Genomic DNA, 16,504 nt, shown 5'->3' with positions numbered 1-16,504 from the left:
CTGTCCGGTCGCTTGTGCTGGGTCGGCTTGCGTTCAGCGCGGCTTGTGTGCGATCGGCTTGTGTTCGATCGGCTCGGCCGAGACGGCGCGGCGGGCCGAACGGGCGAACTCGCCGGGCGAGCATCCGGTCACCGCTCGGAAATCGCGGGTGAAGTGCGGTTGATCGCTATAGCCGAGCCGGGCGGCGAGGTCCGCGAAATCGGGACTGCCGGCGTCGGCGAGCGATCGTGCGGCGTCGTTCAGGCGGTATATCCGGATCGCCCACTTGGGCGTGCAGCCGACGTGTTCCGCGAAGAGCCGCTGAAGCGCTCGTGCGGACAAGCCGGCCCTCGCGGCGAGTTGATCGACGCGCGTGATTTCCGGATCCTCCGCGATTGTTTCCACCGCCGCGGCGGCCGTCCGCGCGGCGGGTGCAAGAGCCGACTGCTTTGCGATCAGCAAGTTGTCGACTGCAGCGATCATTTCCTGATCGCCACTCGCATTTCGCACCGATTCGGCCGCTTCCGCCCCGCCGCCGCCGAAGACGTCCTCCAACGGCACGGATCGGTCCGCGAGGAGCCGCACGGGGGCGCCGAGAAACGGGCGGAAGCACCCGGGCCGGAACCGCACGCCCAGCCCGTGCGCGCGGCCCTCGAGCCGGTGCGTGAACAGTGTGTGGCCCGGGCCGTAGACGCCGCACGCGCCGGGGAAGAAGGTCACGTGCACGGCGACGTTGGGCAGCACGTGCTGGTCGTGGAAACCGTCGAGGTCCCAGTTCAGGACCCAGTGGTAGTCGACGAACTCCGCGAGCGCGGGCGCCGGGGCGTGGCGGGCGAGCGTGAACTTCGTGCGGGCCACGTGCTCGTCGACGATGCCGCGAGGGATCCGGCGCATGCGCTTCACGCTAATGCGTCGCGTTCGTTCAAGACGCGTGTCGCGCGCGGCTGCTTGGCTTCGCGCATGACCGATCACTCCGCCCTGCTGCGACCGGCCGCGGCCGAGTTCTTGCGCGTGGCGGCGGCCGCGCAACCGCTCACGGCGCCCACCCCGTGCACCGGCTACGACGTGCGCGGCCTGCTCAACCACTCGGCCGCGGCCGAGTTCTTGCGCGTGGCGGCGGCCGCGCAACCGCTCACGGCGCCCACCCCGTGCACCGGCTACGACGTGCGCGGCCTGCTCAACCACCTGCTCTACTGGGGCCCCTGGCTCGCCGCAGCCGGCCGGCGCGAGACGTACCTGGCGACCGGCACCGAAGCCGATGCGGACCTCGTCGGCGAAGGCTGGCTCGCGACGCTGGAGAAGCAGACCCAAGACCTGGTCGACGCCTTCGCGCCCGCAGCCGCGTGGGACGGCCTGGCGACGCTCGGCTCGGCCACGATGCCCGCGGCGATCGTCGGCGACATGGTGCTCGGCGAGTTCGTGATCCACGGCTGGGACCTCGCCCGCGCTGTCGGGGTGACGCTGAACTGCTCCGAAGAAGCCGCGGAAGCCGTGCGCGCGTCCGCCGTCGCCATGGGCGAGCAGGCGCGCGCGATGGGCGTCTACGGCCCCGAGGTACCGGTTGCGGCCGGCGCTCCGGCCCTCGACCGCGCGCTGGGCGCATCCGGCCGTGACCCGGCCTGGACGGTGTGACCTGCGCTCACCGCGAGCAGACGCGCGGGCATTCCTCGCACTCGGCCTCGCCCGGTAGGAGATAGGAGAAGCAGCAGCTCTCCCGCCGGCGTTCCCAGGCGCGGTGCCCTTCGGCGTCCACGGCCATGCGCAGCGTCGACGCGGAGGTCAGCGGCCGGTAGCGGTCGTCCAGCACCAGCGCGGCGTCGGCGACTCCGGCGCCTTCCGCGTCCGGCGTCCCGCCCTGGCGGCCCGCCCACCACAGCGAGTTGTCCAGCGCGTCGGTGGCCGCGGCCCACAACATGCGGCGGCCCAGCCGGCTGTTCGGCGCGTACGACCGAACGAAGCGTGTGGCGTGCGCCACGAACTGGGCGCGCAGCACGGCGGCGAGTGCGCGTTCGTCGGCCACGACCGTGGCTTCCGGGCGAGCGGAGCCGGGGTCGGTGGGCAGGCAGTAGAAGCTGTCGCCCAGCACGGCCATGCCGTCCGGGTGGGGACGGTCGTCGCCGAGGCCGAAGGCGAGCTGCTCGGGTTTGAGCGAGGGCACCCGGCGTTCGTGGTGCAGCAGCAGCGCACCGACGTAGGCGGGCACGTGCAGGTACCACGACATGACGTAGCTCGCGGCCGTGCGCTCGGGCGCGGCGCCGTGGTTGTGGAGAAGCCACTTTTCCAGCCGTTCACGCCATTCGGTGAAAAGCTCGGGGTGTTCGAGCAGCTCGGCGCAGTGGAACCACCCGGTCGGGACGTCTCGCCGCAGCTCACCGCGCTCCTGAAGCCCCCCGACCCGCAGGAGCGAACTGGCGAGACCGTCGCCGACGTCACGGGAAGACCGCTGCTGGTTCACGCGGCCCTCCTCAACCGGTCGAACTGATTAGGCGTGCCTAACCTTACAGGCGTTTCGCCGTTGCGCCAATCGGGTGCCCACCTGGTGGAAACGGGCAGCTCGCGGATGTGTTCGCGCTGAGCGGACAGGGGGGTGCGAGCGGAATCCGAACGCGGGCCCGTACGTTCGACAAGAGGTAAAAGTGCAGGGCAACCGGATGTTGGATGGTGACCGGAGCGGTCACCGGCCGGGTGCCAAAAGGCCACCGCAAGCCGTAGTGGTACGCAAGCGCGACCGCTTGGCTACTACAGTGGTCTCACGGTGCTGTCCGTCGCGGGTGAAATCCGTGGCGGGAACGGGCCGCCGACGCAGCAGTCGAGGGAGTGCGCATGTTTGAGAGGTTCACCGACCGCGCGAGGCGGGTGGTCGTCCTGGCCCAAGAAGAGGCCCGGATGCTCAACCACAACTACATCGGCACCGAGCACATCCTCCTGGGTCTGATCCACGAGGGTGAGGGTGTCGCCGCCAAGGCGCTCGAGTCGCTGGGCATTGCCCTCGAGGGAGTGCGCCAGCAGGTCGAAGAGATCATCGGCCAGGGTCAGCAGGCGCCGAGCGGGCACATCCCGTTCACGCCTCGGGCCAAGAAGGTGCTTGAGCTGTCGCTGCGCGAAGCGCTTCAGCTCGGCCACAACTACATCGGAACCGAGCACATCCTGCTCGGCCTGATCCGCGAGGGTGAGGGCGTCGCCGCACAGGTGCTCGTCAAGCTCGGCGCGGACCTCAACCGGGTGCGCCAGCAGGTGTTGCAGCTTCTGTCGGGTTACCAGACCGGCGAGAAGTCCACCGAGAGCGGCTCCGGCCGTGGCGAGGGCACCCCGTCGTCGTCGCTGGTGCTCGACCAGTTCGGCCGCAACATGACCGTGCTCGCCCGCGAGGGCAAGCTCGACCCGGTCATCGGGCGCGGCAAGGAGATCGAGCGGGTCATGCAGGTGCTGTCCCGCCGCACCAAGAACAACCCGGTGCTCATCGGCGAGCCCGGCGTCGGCAAGACCGCCGTCGTCGAGGGCCTGGCCCAGAGCATCGTCAAGGGCGAGGTGCCCGAGACGCTCAAGGACAAGCAGCTCTACACGCTGGACCTGGGCTCCCTGGTCGCCGGCTCCCGCTACCGCGGTGACTTCGAAGAGCGCCTGAAGAAGGTGCTCAAGGAGATCAAGACCCGCGGCGACATCATCCTGTTCATCGACGAGCTGCACACGCTTGTCGGCGCGGGTGCCGCCGAGGGTGCCATCGACGCGGCTTCGATCCTGAAGCCGATGCTGGCCCGCGGTGAGCTGCAGACGATCGGTGCGACCACGCTCGAGGAGTACCGCAAGTACATCGAGAAGGACGCCGCGCTGGAGCGCCGCTTCCAGCCGATCCAGGTCGGCGAGCCGTCGCTCGAGCACACCATCGAGATCCTCAAGGGCCTGCGCGACCGGTACGAGGCGCACCACCGCGTCTCGATCACCGACTCGGCGCTGGTCGCGGCCGCCACGCTGGCCGACCGCTACATCAACGACCGGTTCCTGCCGGACAAGGCCATCGACCTCATCGACGAGGCCGGCGCCCGCATGCGCATCCGCCGCATGACCGCGCCGCCGGACCTGCGCGAGTTCGACGAGAAGATCGCCGACGTCCGCCGCGACAAGGAGTCCGCGATCGACGCGCAGGACTTCGAGCGGGCCGCACGCCTGCGTGACGAGGAGAAGACCCTCCTCGGCCAGAAGGGCGAGCGCGAGAAGCAGTGGAAGGACGGCGACCTCGACGTCGTCGCCGAGGTGGACGACGAGCAGATCGCGGAGGTGCTGGCCAACTGGACCGGCATCCCGGTGTTCAAGCTCACCGAGGAGGAGACCACCCGGCTGCTGCGCATGGAGGAAGAGCTCCACAAGCGCATCATCGGCCAGGAGGACGCGGTCAAGGCCGTCTCCCAGGCGATCCGTCGTACGCGTGCCGGTCTGAAGGACCCGAAGCGCCCGTCGGGCTCGTTCATCTTCGCCGGCCCGTCCGGTGTCGGTAAGACCGAGCTGTCCAAGGCGCTGGCGGCCTTCCTGTTCGGCGAGGACGACGCGCTCATCCAGATCGACATGGGTGAGTTCCACGACCGCTACACCGCTTCGCGGCTCTTCGGTGCCCCTCCGGGCTACGTCGGCTACGAAGAGGGCGGGCAGCTGACCGAGAAGGTGCGGCGCAAGCCGTTCTCGGTGGTGCTCTTCGACGAGATCGAGAAGGCGCACCAGGAGATCTACAACACGCTCCTGCAGGTGCTCGAAGACGGTCGCCTCACCGACGGCCAGGGTCGCACGGTCGACTTCAAGAACACGGTCCTGATCTTCACCTCGAACCTGGGCACCTCGGACATCTCCAAGTCCGTGAGCCTCGGCTTCTCCTCCGGAGCGGACGTCACGAACCGCTACGAGAAGATGAAGCAGAAGGTCAACGAGGAAATGAAGAAGCATTTCCGGCCCGAGTTCCTGAACCGCATCGACGACATCATCGTCTTCCACCAGCTCACGCAGGAACAGATCATCCAGATGGTCGACCTGATGATCGGGCGCGTGGAGACGCAGCTCAAGGCGAAGGACATGGAGCTCGAGCTCACCGCGAAGGCCAAGGCTCTGCTGGCCAAGCGTGGCTTCGACCCCGTGCTCGGCGCCCGGCCGCTGCGTCGCACGATCCAGCGCGAGATCGAGGACCAGCTGTCGGAGAAGATCCTGTTCGGCGAGGTCGAGCCCGGTCAGATCATCCTGGTCGACGTCGAGGGCTGGAGCGGCAACCCCGAGGACCGCGACGACGAAGCGCACTTCACCTTCCGCGGTGAGAAGCGCCCGTCCTCGGTTCCGGACGCGCCGCCGGTCAGCATCGGCGCCTCGGAGCACGACACCGAGAACGACTGATCGCTTGACGAGCTGAGAAGGGCGGTTCCCCACGGGGAGCCGCCCTTCTCCGTATTGTCGAGTCCATGGGGGACTCACGGCTCACGGACCACCTGCGCGTGGCCACGTCGCTGTCATTGCTGAGCGACCGGCAGCTCACCGAACGCCTCAAGACGGCCGAAGTCGTCTCCCGTGGCATCGGCGGCACGGGTGCGCGGCTCGACATCGATGGCATTCCGGTGTTTGCGAAGCACCTGCCGCTCACCGAGCTCGAACGGCAGCACCCGCACTCCACCGCCAACCTCTACGAGCTGCCGCTGTTCTGCCACTACAGCTTCGGCGGCTCGCCCGAGGGCTCGGCGTGGCGCGAGCTGGCGCTGCACACCATGGCCACCGGCTGGGTCCTCGGCGGCGAGTGCGAGTACTTCCCGCTGCTGCACCACTGGCGCGTGCTGCCGCTGCGGGCCGGTCGCGTTCCCGATCGTCCGCTCGAAGAGGACGTCGAGTACTGGGGTGGCTCCAGCGCCGTGCGCCGGCGGCTGGAGGAGCTCGAAGCCGCCGAGTCGAGCGTGGTGCTGTTCTGCGAGTACTTCCCGACGACGCTGCACGAGTGGCTGCCCACGCACCTCGACGAGTCGGAACGCGTCGAGCAGCAGCTGTTCGAGACGGCCGCTTTCCTTCGGGCGCAAGGCGTTCTGCACTTCGACACCCACTTCGGCAACTACCTCACCGACGGCTCGCGGATCTACCTGACCGACTTCGGCCTGGCGTTCGCGACCCGCTTCGACCTCACCGCCGAGGAGCGCGCGTTCGCCGCGGCGAACGTCGAGCACGACGAGGCCTACCTGGCGATGTACGCGACGCAGTGGCTGGTCACGGAGGTCTGCGGAACCTGGGACCGGGCCGCACGGATGGCGGCCATGCGCCGCGCGGCCGCGGGCGACCTGCCGCTGCCGGAACCCGTGGCGTCGGTGGTCGCGCGGCACGTGAAGAGGGCCGTGGTGTTCACCGACTTCTACGACCGGCTGCGAGAGGACCACGAGGCGCCGTTTCCGAAGTTGCCTAGTTGAGCGTGCCGGCCGACTCTTTCAGGTCCTCGCGGGTGGTCAGGGCAGTGTCGATCACGGCTTCGACCGCGTCGGCCGACTGCTCCACCGCCAGCGCCGGTCCGCCGCGCCCGCTCTGCGCCGGTGCCGACGGCACGTGCACGAACCCGCCCCGCAGGCCGGGGAAGTCCGTGGCGATGAGGTGCATGATGCCGTAGAACACCTGGTTGCAGACGTAAGTGCCCGCCGTGTGCGACACGGCGGCGGGCACGCCCTTCGCCTGGATCGCCGCCACGGCCGCCTTGACCGGCAACGCCGTGAAGTACGCCGCCGGTCCGTCCGCGATCACCGGCTCGTCGACGGGCTGGTCGCCGGCGTTGTCGGGAATCCGCGCATCGATCAGGTTGATCGCCACCCGCTCGGGGGTGACCGCACTGCGGCCACCCGCTTCCCCCACGCACACCACCAGGCTCGGCCGGTGCTGCTCGATCGCCGCCCGCAAGGCCGGCAGCGACGCGCCGAACTCGACCGGCAGCTCCACCGCGACCACGTCGTCCCGCCGCGCAGCCACCAGCGAAGCCGCCTGCCACGACGGGTTCGTGCTCGATCCACCGAACGGCGCGAACCCCGTAAGTAAGACAGTCATGCCGCAAGACAATCATGAACCTGAACCACGCGGCGAGATCGCGCCGGTTTCTTCTCACCCGATGTGGGCGGCCCCCCGGGCCGACCGTGTCGGGTGGGAAGGAGCCGGCTCAAAGGCGATCTCGCACGCGTCGGCGGAGCCGACGCAGATCACGGAGTTTTCAGGTCACCCGGGTAGAGGTACTGGTCCGACGGCTTGCCGGAGCCGTAGATCCAGGCGTCGAAGAAGCCCTGCAGATTCTTGTGCGACACCGATTCGCAGTACTTCTGGAACTCCTGCATGCTGGCGTTTCCGTTGCGGTGCAACGAGTTCCACGTCTTGAGCACCTTGTCGAACGCGGCCTCGCCCATGTACTTGCTCAGGGCGTGCAGCGCGACCGGGCCCTTCGAGTACACGTAGGTGAACTCGTTGCCGGCGCCCATGTCGTAGAGCTTGCCGTTCCAGAACCGGTCGGACGCGGTGGCGACCTGCTGCCGGTACTGGTCGTCGAGGTTCACGCCGTTCTTGGCTTCGTCCCACAGCCATTCGGCGTAAGAGGCGAAGCACTCGTTGAGGCAGACGTCCTTCCAGTGGTCCACGGCCACGGTGTCGCCGTACCACTGGTGGGCGTTCTCGTGCACGATCGTGTCGACGTTGCCCGCGCGGCCCGAGTAGATCGGCCGGCTCAGGGTCTCCAGCGAGAACCCGATGGGCTCGGCGAGGTAGATGCCGCCGGCGGCGTCCACGGGGTACTTGCCGAACTTCGACTCCAGGAAGTCGAGGATCTCGGGCAGCCGCGCGTCGGCCTGCTTGGTCGAGTCGGGCGTGCCGGGCGCGAACGCGCTGACGATCGGCGTGCCGTCCTTGCGCTTGCGCTTGTCGAACGTCCACTTGTCTATGGCGACCGTGGTCATGTACGGCACGGCGGGCGTGGTCTCGGCCCACACGTGCGTGGTGCCCTTCGCCGTCTTGTGCGTGGCCTGCTCGCGGCCGTTCGCGATCACGCCCCACTCGTCGGGGACGGTGATGGCCAGGTGGAACGTGGCCTTGTCGAGCGGGGTGTCGTTCACCGGGTACCAGGTGCTGGCCGACTTCGGCTCGCCGGCGACGAACGCACCGCCGGTCTTGGCGTACTGCCAGCCGTTGTTGCCCAGCAACGGGTCGCTGATCGGCGCGGGCACGCCGTGGTAGTTGATCACGGTGCGGAACGGCAGGCCGCGCAGCAGCGGGAGCAGCGGCGTGATGGTGAGCTCGTGGTCGCCGCTGCGGGTGAACTTGGCCTTGAGGCCGTTGACCTTCACCGAGTCGACGGTGAGGCCGTTGAGGTCGAGGTTGAACGAGCTCAACGTCTGGGTGGCTCGCGCGCTGATCGTCTGCACGCCGGTGAGCTGGTGGCTGTCCGGTGCGTAGGTGACGGCGAGGTTGTAGTCGCCGACGTCATAGCCGCCGTTGCCGTCCTGTGGGTAGTAGCTGTCGCCGGCTCCGTCGGCACCCGGGGTGCCCCAGCCGTACCCGTCCTGTCCCGCGGACGCGATGCCGCCGCCCAGGCTCAGTGCGGCCAGCGTGGCGACGACCGTCACTGCCGGGCGGCGCCAGCGGTGCTGCAGTCTCATGAACGCTCCTGTCTGCTGCTCGGGAAACCGTTTGCAACGTATCGCCGCGAAGGGCCGTTGACGGCACCTGAAGGGCTTTTGTCCTGAAAGTCCACACTTACGTCGGTTCCCCTGCGGCCGTTCGGACCCGTCCTCAGCATCCGTCTGGAAAGCTGGTGGCATGCGCGTGGCGCTCCTGGGTCCGCTGCGGGCGGCCTGCGACGACGGCACCCCGGTGGAGATCGGCGGTGCGCGTCTTCGCATGCTCTTGGCCCGGCTCGCGCTCGACGCCGGTCACGCGGTGCCGGCCGAGGTGCTGATCGACGGCCTGTGGGGCACCGAACCGCCGGCCGATGCCGCCAACGCGTTGCAGTCGCTGGTCTCGCGGCTGCGTCGCGCGCTGCGGCCGGCCGCGGCCGAGCTGGAGTCCGGCGCCGGCGGCTACCGGCTCGCGCTGCTCGCGGACGCGGTCGATGCGCACCGGTTCGAGCGGCTCGCGGCGGAGGGCCGTCGGGAGCTTTCGGCGGGCCGCGACTCGCGCGCGGCCGAGCTGCTGCGCACTGCTCTGGACCTCTGGCACGGCGCCGCGCTGGCGGACGTGCTCGACGCGCCGTTCGCCGCCGCCCCCGCGGCGCGGCTGGAGGAGCTGCGCACGGAGGCCGCCGAGGACCGCTTCGACGCCGAGCTGCGTCTGGGCCGCCACGCCGACGTGCTCGCCGACCTCACCGCCGCCGCCGAGGCCCACCCGCTGCGTGAGCGGCTCGCCGGCCTGCGCATCCGCGCGCTGTGCTCGGCCGGACGGCAGGCCGACGCGCTCGCCGCGTACGGCACGATCCGCGCGACGCTGGCCGACGAGCTGGGCGTGGACCCGTCGGCCGAGCTGCAGGAGATCCACCTGCAGGCCCTGCGCGGTGAGCTCGCGCCCGCCGCGCCAGTCACCGACCGGCTGCCGGTGCGCATCACGAGCTTCGTCGGCCGTGGCGACGAGCTGAAGCAGCTGTCCGAGCTGCTCGACAGCTCCCGGCTCGTCACGCTCGTCGGACCGGGTGGCGCGGGCAAGACGCGCCTGGCGACCGAGGCCGCGGCGCGCCACCCCGCGCACGGGCCCGGGCGCGTGTGGTTCGTCCCGCTCGCCGGCGTCCGCGACGCCGACGACGTGCTGGGCGCATTGCTCACCGCGTTGGAGATCCGCGACGTGCGCGCCACCGACACCGAGGTGCGGCGCAAGCCGATCGACCTGTTCGAGCACGCCGTCGAGGCCTTGAGCGGCAGCGAAACCCTGCTGGTGCTGGACAACTGCGAGCACGTGATCGACGTCGCCGCGCAGCTGGCCGACGACCTGCTGCGCCGCGTGCCGGCCCTGCGCATCCTGGCCACCAGCCGCGAACCACTCGCCATCACGGGTGAGGCGCTGTGCCCGCTCGGCCCGCTGCCCGTGCCGGCCGAGTCCACGCCGGCGGGCGAGGTGGGCGCGCTCGACTCCGCGCGCCTGTTCCTCGACCGCGCCATCGCCGTGCGGCCGGACTTCAGGCTCGACGAGTCCACAGTGGACGCCGTGACGCAGATCTGCCGCCGGCTCGACGGCATGCCGCTGGCCCTCGAGCTGGCCGCGGCGCGCCTGCGTTCGATGCCCGTCACGAGCATCGCCGAACGCCTCGACGACCGTTTCCGCCTGCTCACTTCCGGCAGCCGCACGGCCTTGCCTCGGCAACGCACGCTGCGCGCCGTCGTGGAGTGGAGCTGGGACCTGCTCACCGACGCGGAGCTGGCCCTGGCCCGGCGGCTGGCCGTGTTCGCCGCGACGTTCGACGAGGACGCCGTGACCGCCGTCTGCGCGGACGACGACCTCCTGCCCGCCGAAGACGTGGTGTACGTGCTGGGGTCCCTCGTCGAGAAATCCATTGTGGACACCGTCGGCGGCCGGTACCGCATGCTGGAGACGCTGCGGGTGTACGCCACCGAACGGCTCACCGCGTCGGGGGAGACCGAGCGGCTGCGCGTGGCCATGGTGGGCTACTTCGTCGATCTCGTCGAACGCACCGAGCCGCTCCTGCGCACCCGCGATCAGCTCACGGCGATCGAGGTCTTCGAGAACGAGAACGACAACCTCACCGCCGCGCTGCGCACCGCCATCGAGGCGGAGGACGTCGATTCCTCCGGCCGCCTGCTCTACGGCATGTTCTGGTACCTGTCGATCCTGGGCCAGGGTGAACGCGCCGAGCGGTTCGTGATCGACGTGCTGGCCTTCGGCGACCGCCTCGCGCCCGACGTCGCGGCGGCCCTGCGGCTGAGCCAGATGATGATGCACATGATGACCGGGCCGCAGGCGATGTCGGGAGCGCCCGACCTGATCGGGGAGTGCGTGCGCACCGGCGCCGTGAACGGCAACCCGTGGCTCTCGCTCGCGCTGCCGATGGTCGCCTTCCTCAGCGGCCACCGCGAGCTGGCCCGGCGCGAGATCAAGCGCGCGGTCAGCGTCGGGGACCCCTGGAGCCGGGCCGCGGCGCACTGGGCCGAAAGCTTCGTGCTCGCCGACGAGGGCGACCTGGACGGATCCGCCCGCGCCCGCGAGGAAGCCCACGCCGGTTTCCTCGAGATCGGCGACCGCTGGGGCCTGGCGATGACGTTCAGCTTCCGCGCCATGAGCCTGTCACAGCGCGGTGACCACACCGGGGCGATCGCGGCGTACACCGAAGGACTGCGGCTGGCCCTGGAGCTGCGCTCGCAGGACGACGTCGTCCAGCAGTGGTGGCGTCTCGCCGTGGAACGCTCGCGCGGCGGTGACCGCGAGGGCGCCTGGCGGGAGCTGACGGCGGCCGAACGGTACGCGGAGAACAGCGGCAAGCGAGAGCTGAGCCTGATCCTCATGTTCGGCCGGCTCGAACTGCTCATCCGCGAGGGCCGGCTGGCGGAGGCCCGCACCGTCGGCGAGGCGATCCTGCGCGGCCGCGACGACTGGCCGTTCCCGGGCAGCTTCGAGGACGAGTGGTTCGGCATGGTCCACGCCAGGATCGCGTTGGCGGAAGGAAAACCGGACGAGGCGCTGCCGCACGCGGTGGCCGCCGTCCGGTCGGTCAGCGAGCGGATGGACATGCCCGACCTGGCCCAGATCGCCGAGGTCGTCGCGGAGATCCGCTACGCGCAGGGCCGGCTCGAGACGGCGGCGCGCGTGCTGTCACTGAGCGCGTTGATCCGCGGCGAGTTCGACCTCGGCAACCCGGAGGTCGTCGCGCTGATCGACGGGCTGCGGGAACGGCTGGGCGCGGACCGGTACGAGAAGCTCGTGGCGGCCACCCGGGCGCTGGACCGGGCCGAGGGAATCGCCTGGCTCACCGAGGAAATCAACGGCTGACGAGCTCGGTCCCCTCCACCACCCCCGCGGTGAAGGGGACCGAGTGCCCCCATCTTCGTTGTGGTCCGTTTTGGACAGTCGCTCAGACGCGGCGGCGGTAGGCCCAGGTCGCGAGCGGGAAGAACACCACCACGGCCCCGACCATCCACGCCAAGGCCCCGCCGAGCGGCCCGGCGACCGCGCCGCCGTTCATCAAGCCCCGCAACGCGTTGGCCATCAGGCTCACGGGACTGATGTCCGCCCAGGCCCGCAGCCACCCCGGCATCGTCGCGGTGGAGACGAACACGTTGCTGCCGAAGGTGAGCGGCATGATGAACACGAACATCAGGCCCTGCGCGGCACCCGGCGACTTCATCAGCATCCCGACGAACACCGAGCCCCAGCAGAAACTCAGCCCGAACGCCAGCACCAGCAGGATCGCGGCCAGAAACTGCATCGGGCCGGTCTCGATGCGGTAGCCCATGACCATCGCGACGACCATCAGCACGACCAGGCACACGACGTAACGCACGAGGTCCGCCAGCACCGCGCCGACCAGCGGCGCCGACCGCGCGATCGGCATGCTGCGGAACCGGTCGAACACACCCTTGGTGACGTCGGTGTTCAGCTGCACGCCCACGGTCAGGCTGGCCTGCAGGATGTTCATCACGACCAGGCCGGGCACCAGGCTCTGCAGGTAGTTCGAGATCGACCCGCCCAGCGCGTTGCCGAACAGGTAGGTGAACATCAGCAGGAAGATGATCGGCATCAGCGTCACATCGGCCAGCTGCTCCGGGTTCTTGCGGATCTTCAGGATTCCGCGCCAGGCCAGGGAAAGCGCGTGCTGCGTGCCTTTCACCGGGCTGATGCGGCGGGGCGGATCGAGCGCGAGCGTGGTCACGCGAGGCTCCCTTCGAGCTGGGCGTCGGCAGTGGTCGGTTCGGCGGAGTGGCCGGTCAGGGCCAGGAACACCTCGTCGAGGCTGGGCAACCGCAGCGCGAGCTCGTCGGAGGTGATGCCGGCCTCGTCGAGCTTGCGCACGAGCGTGGACAGCAGCACCGGGTCGGACACCGGTGCGGTGAGCAGGCCCGTGTCGTTGTCGCGCGTCGGCCGGACGCCGGTGAGCTCGCCCAGGATGCGGGCGACGGCGTCGAAGTCGGCGAGCGACGTCGGGCGCACCTGCAGCGTCTGGCCGCCGACGCGGCGCTTGAGCTCGTCGGCGCGGCCGTCGGCGACCACGTGGCCGTGGTCGAACACGGTGATCTTGTCGGCCAGCTGGTCGGCTTCCTCGAGGTACTGCGTGGTGAGCAGCACCGTCGCGCCGTCGGCAACGAGGCCGCGGACCACGGCCCACACCTCGTTGCGGGCGTGCGGGTCGAGCCCGGTGGTGGGCTCGTCGAGGTAGAGCACCTCGGGCCGCCCGACGAGGCTCGCCGCGAGGTCGATCCGCCGGCGCATGCCGCCGGAGTAGGTGCGGATCGGGCGCTTGGCGGCGTCGGACAGCTCGAAGCGCTCCAGCAGCTCCTTCGCCCGGGCCTTCGCGTCGGCGCGCGACAGGTCGAGCAGCCGGCCGATCAGCACCAGGTTCTCGGTGCCGTTGAGGTCCTCGTCGACGGACGCGTACTGGCCCGTGAGCCCGATCAGCGACCGCACCCGCACCGGGTCCTGCACCACGTCGAAACCCCCGACCGTGGCGTGGCCGGCGTCGGGCTTGATGAGTGTGGCCAGAATGCGCACCGCCGTGGTCTTGCCCGCGCCGTTGGGCCCGAGCAACCCCACCACCTTGCCGAACGGGACCTCCAGGTCCACCCCGTCCAGCGCCTTCGTCTCCCCGAACTGCTTGACCAGGCCCTCGGCCTTGATCGCAAACGACATGTCGGTCTCCTCCTGCTGTCGCCCTCCGAGCAACACAGTGGACGGCCGACCTGTCAGAGTGCGCACAGCACGCTGACAGCGCCTGTCGCGGACCTGTCCCGCGCTGTCAGGAGTTGCGGAGGTGTTGTGGAGGTGCGGTGTCCGGGGCGCGCTCACCCGGGGAGAGTCGGCATACTCGGCCCATGGTGATCAACGACCAGGTGCGGGCGCGGCCGCGGAACCGGCTGGTCACGGGCGTTTTGCTGCTGTTCGGCGTGCCCTTGCTGGCCGTCGCGGCGCTGCGCACGATCGGGTACGACGGTGGCTGGTACACGCTGGTGCTGCTCGCGCTCACTCCGTACGCGGTCGTATACGGAGCGCTGCTGGGCGGTGTTTCGCTGATGCTGCGGCGCTGGTGGACCGGAGGAATCGCGCTGGCGCTGGCGATCCTGCTGGCCGTGTTCGTGGCGCCGCGCGTGATGGCCGACGAGCAACCGGCCGTGTCCGGGAAATCGCTGCGGGTGATGTCGGCGAACCTGTACCTCGGCCGGGCCGACGCCGCCACGGTCGTGAAGCTGGTGCGGGACAACCGGGTCGACGTGCTGAACCTCGTCGAGATGACCTCGGCCGAAGTGTCCGCTTTGGACAAGGCGGGGCTGTTCGGTCTGCTGCCGTACCGGGTGCTGCACGCGGCGCCGGGCGCGGACGGGTCGGGCATCGCGTCGCGCTACCCGCTCACGGAGGAGAACTACACGGGCGACTCCACCGCGAAGCAGCCCAGCGCGGAAGCCGACCTCGGCGGCGGCACGGTGGTGGAGCTCGTCGCCGTGCACCCGCAGTCGCCGGACACGGGCGTGGACCAATGGGAACGGGAGACGAAGGACCTTTCGCGCGCCGCCGGTGAGCACGGCCTGCGCATCCTGGCCGGTGACTTCAACGCGACCCTCGACCACGCGGCCCTGGCCACCGTGCTGTCACGCGGCTACCACGACGCCGCCGACGAACGCGGCGACGGCCTGCAGCCCACGTGGCCCGCGGATGCCACGCCGCTCGTTACGCTCGACCACGTGCTGGTGGACAAACGCGCGGCCGTCGAGGACTACCGGGTGTTCGACGTGCCTGGCACCGACCACCGCGCCGTGTACGCGGAGGTGCGGTTGCCGTGACGATCTCGCTGCGTCCGGTCTCGGGCCCGGACGAATACCCGGAGCTGCTGGCGATCTGGCGCAGTGCGGTCGAGGCGACGCACGATTTCCTGACGGCCGAGGACGTCTCGTTCTACGCTTCGCGGGTGCCTGGGTACTTCGCGCAGGTGGACCTGACGGTGGCCACTGTGGACGGTGCCGCCGCGGGGTTTTGCGGAATTGCTGCCGGGAGTTTGGAAATGCTGTTCGTGCACGCCGACCACCGCGGTTCGGGGGTCGGGTCCGTGCTTTTGCAGGCCGCTTTGGCGGAGTTTCCGTCGCTGACACTGGACGTCAACGAGCAGAACCCACAGGCGCTCGGGTTCTACCTGCACCACGGGTTCGTGATCGCCGGCCGCTCGGCGACGGACTCCGAGGGCCGGCCGTTCCCGTTGCTGCACCTCAGGCGAGCTTGACCAACGTCTCCGCCGCGCCGGCCGCGATCGACACGCCGCGGCCGTGACGGATGTGCGGCTCGCGCGGGTTGATGCGCACGAGCGCGCCCGTCGCGGCGCTGGCCAGCTCCGCGTAGCGGCGGACGGTGGGCACGGCCTGGCCCGCGCCGAGCTCGACCACGGTGAGGTCGCGCTGGTCGCGGCGCCACGCGGTGAGCTCGTCGAGCTGGGCCTGGCTGCGCGTCGGGATCCACTCGAAGTCGCCGAACATCAGGATGTTGGGCCGGGCGAGGCCGCCGCAGCGCGGGCAGTTCGGCAGGGGCGGCCGGGCGCGCATGGTCGTTTCGTCGAGGTCGACGTGGACGTCCGTGGCCGGCCAGATGTCGTCCGTGCAGCCCTCGAGGCACTGCAGGTGGTGGATGGAGCCGTGGGCCTCGGCGACGTGGCCGAAGCCCGCGACCTGGAACTGGCCGTCGACATTGGACGTGAAGACGCGGACGCCGCCGGGCTTCCGCTCGCCCCATTCGCGCAGCAGTTCGAAACCCCGGTGCGGCACGGTTTTCCGGTACAGGTCGAGCCGGTGGCCGTAGAAGCCCCAGGCCAGCTCGGGGTCGTCGGCGAAGTGGCGCGGGTCGGCCAGCTCCTCGAAGCTGAGGCCGAGCCCGGCGTACGGCGGGTACGCGCGCCAGAAGCCCTCGTTGCCGCGGAAATCGGGCAGGCCGGAATCGACGCCCATCCCGGCGCCGGCGCACACGAGCAGCGCGCCGGCACCGTGGATCAGTTCGGCCGCGCGGGCGAGTTCGTCACTCACCCGGCTTCGAAGCCTGGACGACCTCGAACTCGAGCAGGCTCGCACCCGACGACACCGGCTTCGCGCGCTCGCCCGCGTGGGCCTCGCGCGCGGGGCCGGCCGCCCACGCCTGGTAGTGCTCCTCCGACTCCCACTTCGTGTAGACGAAGTAGCGCGTCTCGCCGGAGACCGGGCGGAGGAGCTCGAAGCCGAGGAACCCGGCCTGGCTGTCGACGGCGTGCAGCCGCGCGGCGAACCGCTTCTCCAGCTCGGGGCCGGCACCTTCGGGGACTTCGATCGCGTTGATCTTCACCACTGCCATGGCTCCAGCCTACTTCCGTCTTCCGCGGAAGAAAGTG

The 16,504-nt window shown here is 70.1% G+C and carries 14 protein-coding genes; 6 read left to right on the top strand and 8 right to left on the bottom strand.

Going from position 1 to position 16,504, the window contains the following annotated elements; all coding sequences use genetic code 11:
* Positions 1 to 33: 33 nt before the first annotated feature.
* Positions 34 to 873 (bottom strand): AraC family transcriptional regulator, encoded by an 840-nt coding sequence (locus ACQPXB_RS46275; protein ID WP_432857122.1) that lies wholly within the window; start codon positions 871 to 873, stop codon positions 34 to 36.
* A gap of 66 nt (positions 874 to 939) precedes the next feature.
* Between ACQPXB_RS46275 and ACQPXB_RS46270 the strand changes: the two genes are divergently transcribed.
* Positions 940 to 1,611, top strand: a complete 672-nt coding sequence (locus ACQPXB_RS46270) for a TIGR03086 family metal-binding protein (protein ID WP_432848352.1) — start codon at positions 940 to 942, stop codon at positions 1,609 to 1,611.
* Between the two features lie 7 nt (positions 1,612 to 1,618).
* Here ACQPXB_RS46270 and ACQPXB_RS46265 read toward each other — a convergent pair whose 3' ends face one another.
* Complete coding sequence (locus ACQPXB_RS46265; RefSeq protein ID WP_432848350.1) at positions 1,619 to 2,434, bottom strand: (2Fe-2S)-binding protein; 816 nt, start codon at positions 2,432 to 2,434, stop codon at positions 1,619 to 1,621.
* Between the two features lie 368 nt (positions 2,435 to 2,802).
* Between ACQPXB_RS46265 and ACQPXB_RS46260 the strand changes: the two genes are divergently transcribed.
* A complete protein-coding gene (locus ACQPXB_RS46260; RefSeq protein ID WP_366582341.1) occupies positions 2,803 to 5,349 on the top strand; it encodes an ATP-dependent Clp protease ATP-binding subunit in 2,547 nt (848 codons plus the stop codon).
* Positions 5,350 to 5,414: 65 nt separating this feature from the next.
* Positions 5,415 to 6,398 carry a hypothetical protein gene (locus ACQPXB_RS46255; protein WP_432848348.1) on the top strand — a complete coding sequence of 328 codons (984 nt, stop codon included), beginning with the start codon at positions 5,415 to 5,417 and terminating at the stop codon, positions 6,396 to 6,398.
* On the opposite strand, the gene pcp is transcribed toward ACQPXB_RS46255, so the two are convergent.
* Both pcp and ACQPXB_RS46245 read right to left on the bottom strand, forming a co-directional pair.
* Positions 6,391 to 7,020: a pyroglutamyl-peptidase I gene (pcp, locus tag ACQPXB_RS46250; protein ID WP_366582343.1), complete on the bottom strand. Its 630-nt coding sequence runs from the start codon at positions 7,018 to 7,020 to the stop codon at positions 6,391 to 6,393. The two genes, ACQPXB_RS46255 and pcp, sit on opposite strands and share 8 nt — an antisense overlap.
* Before the next feature lie 149 nt (positions 7,021 to 7,169).
* Entirely contained in the window at positions 7,170 to 8,612 is a 1,443-nt protein-coding gene (locus ACQPXB_RS46245; RefSeq protein WP_386944776.1) for a M1 family metallopeptidase, read from the bottom strand.
* 160 nt (positions 8,613 to 8,772) lie between these two features.
* On the opposite strand from ACQPXB_RS46245, the gene ACQPXB_RS46240 reads away from it, so the two are divergent.
* Entirely contained in the window at positions 8,773 to 11,943 is a 3,171-nt protein-coding gene (locus ACQPXB_RS46240; RefSeq protein ID WP_432848346.1) for a BTAD domain-containing putative transcriptional regulator, read from the top strand.
* Between the two features lie 82 nt (positions 11,944 to 12,025).
* Here ACQPXB_RS46240 and ACQPXB_RS46235 read toward each other — a convergent pair whose 3' ends face one another.
* Together ACQPXB_RS46235 and ACQPXB_RS46230 are read right to left on the bottom strand one after the other, a co-directional pair.
* Entirely contained in the window at positions 12,026 to 12,823 is a 798-nt protein-coding gene (locus ACQPXB_RS46235) for an ABC transporter permease (RefSeq protein WP_432848345.1), read from the bottom strand.
* Positions 12,820 to 13,797, bottom strand: coding sequence for an ATP-binding cassette domain-containing protein (locus ACQPXB_RS46230; protein ID WP_432848343.1), 978 nt, complete (start codon positions 13,795 to 13,797; stop codon positions 12,820 to 12,822). Before ACQPXB_RS46230 ends, ACQPXB_RS46235 begins: the two co-directional genes overlap by 4 nt.
* 182 nt (positions 13,798 to 13,979) lie before the next feature.
* On the opposite strand from ACQPXB_RS46230, the gene ACQPXB_RS46225 reads away from it, so the two are divergent.
* Both ACQPXB_RS46225 and ACQPXB_RS46220 read left to right on the top strand, forming a co-directional pair.
* The gene (locus tag ACQPXB_RS46225; protein ID WP_432848341.1) at positions 13,980 to 14,942 is read left to right on the top strand and encodes an endonuclease/exonuclease/phosphatase family protein; all 963 of its coding nucleotides are present in this window, start codon (positions 13,980 to 13,982) and stop codon (positions 14,940 to 14,942) included.
* Positions 14,939 to 15,376, top strand: coding sequence for an acetyltransferase (locus ACQPXB_RS46220; RefSeq protein ID WP_366582349.1), 438 nt, complete (start codon positions 14,939 to 14,941; stop codon positions 15,374 to 15,376). Before ACQPXB_RS46225 ends, ACQPXB_RS46220 begins: the two co-directional genes overlap by 4 nt.
* Here the strand turns inward: ACQPXB_RS46220 and ACQPXB_RS46215 are convergent.
* Both ACQPXB_RS46215 and ACQPXB_RS46210 read right to left on the bottom strand, forming a co-directional pair.
* Positions 15,363 to 16,166, bottom strand: coding sequence for an SIR2 family NAD-dependent protein deacylase (locus ACQPXB_RS46215; RefSeq protein WP_432848339.1), 804 nt, complete (start codon positions 16,164 to 16,166; stop codon positions 15,363 to 15,365). The two genes, ACQPXB_RS46220 and ACQPXB_RS46215, sit on opposite strands and share 14 nt — an antisense overlap.
* Positions 16,159 to 16,467 (bottom strand): antibiotic biosynthesis monooxygenase family protein, encoded by a 309-nt coding sequence (locus tag ACQPXB_RS46210; protein WP_220244783.1) that lies wholly within the window; start codon positions 16,465 to 16,467, stop codon positions 16,159 to 16,161. The genes ACQPXB_RS46215 and ACQPXB_RS46210 overlap by 8 nt, the downstream gene beginning before the upstream one ends.
* Positions 16,468 to 16,504: the final 37 nt, after the last annotated feature.

This window comes from Amycolatopsis sp. CA-161197 (assembly GCF_050942255.1).
Classification (GTDB): Bacteria; Actinomycetota; Actinomycetes; order Mycobacteriales; family Pseudonocardiaceae; genus Amycolatopsis.
This window is presented reverse-complemented; position numbering and strand designations above follow the sequence as displayed.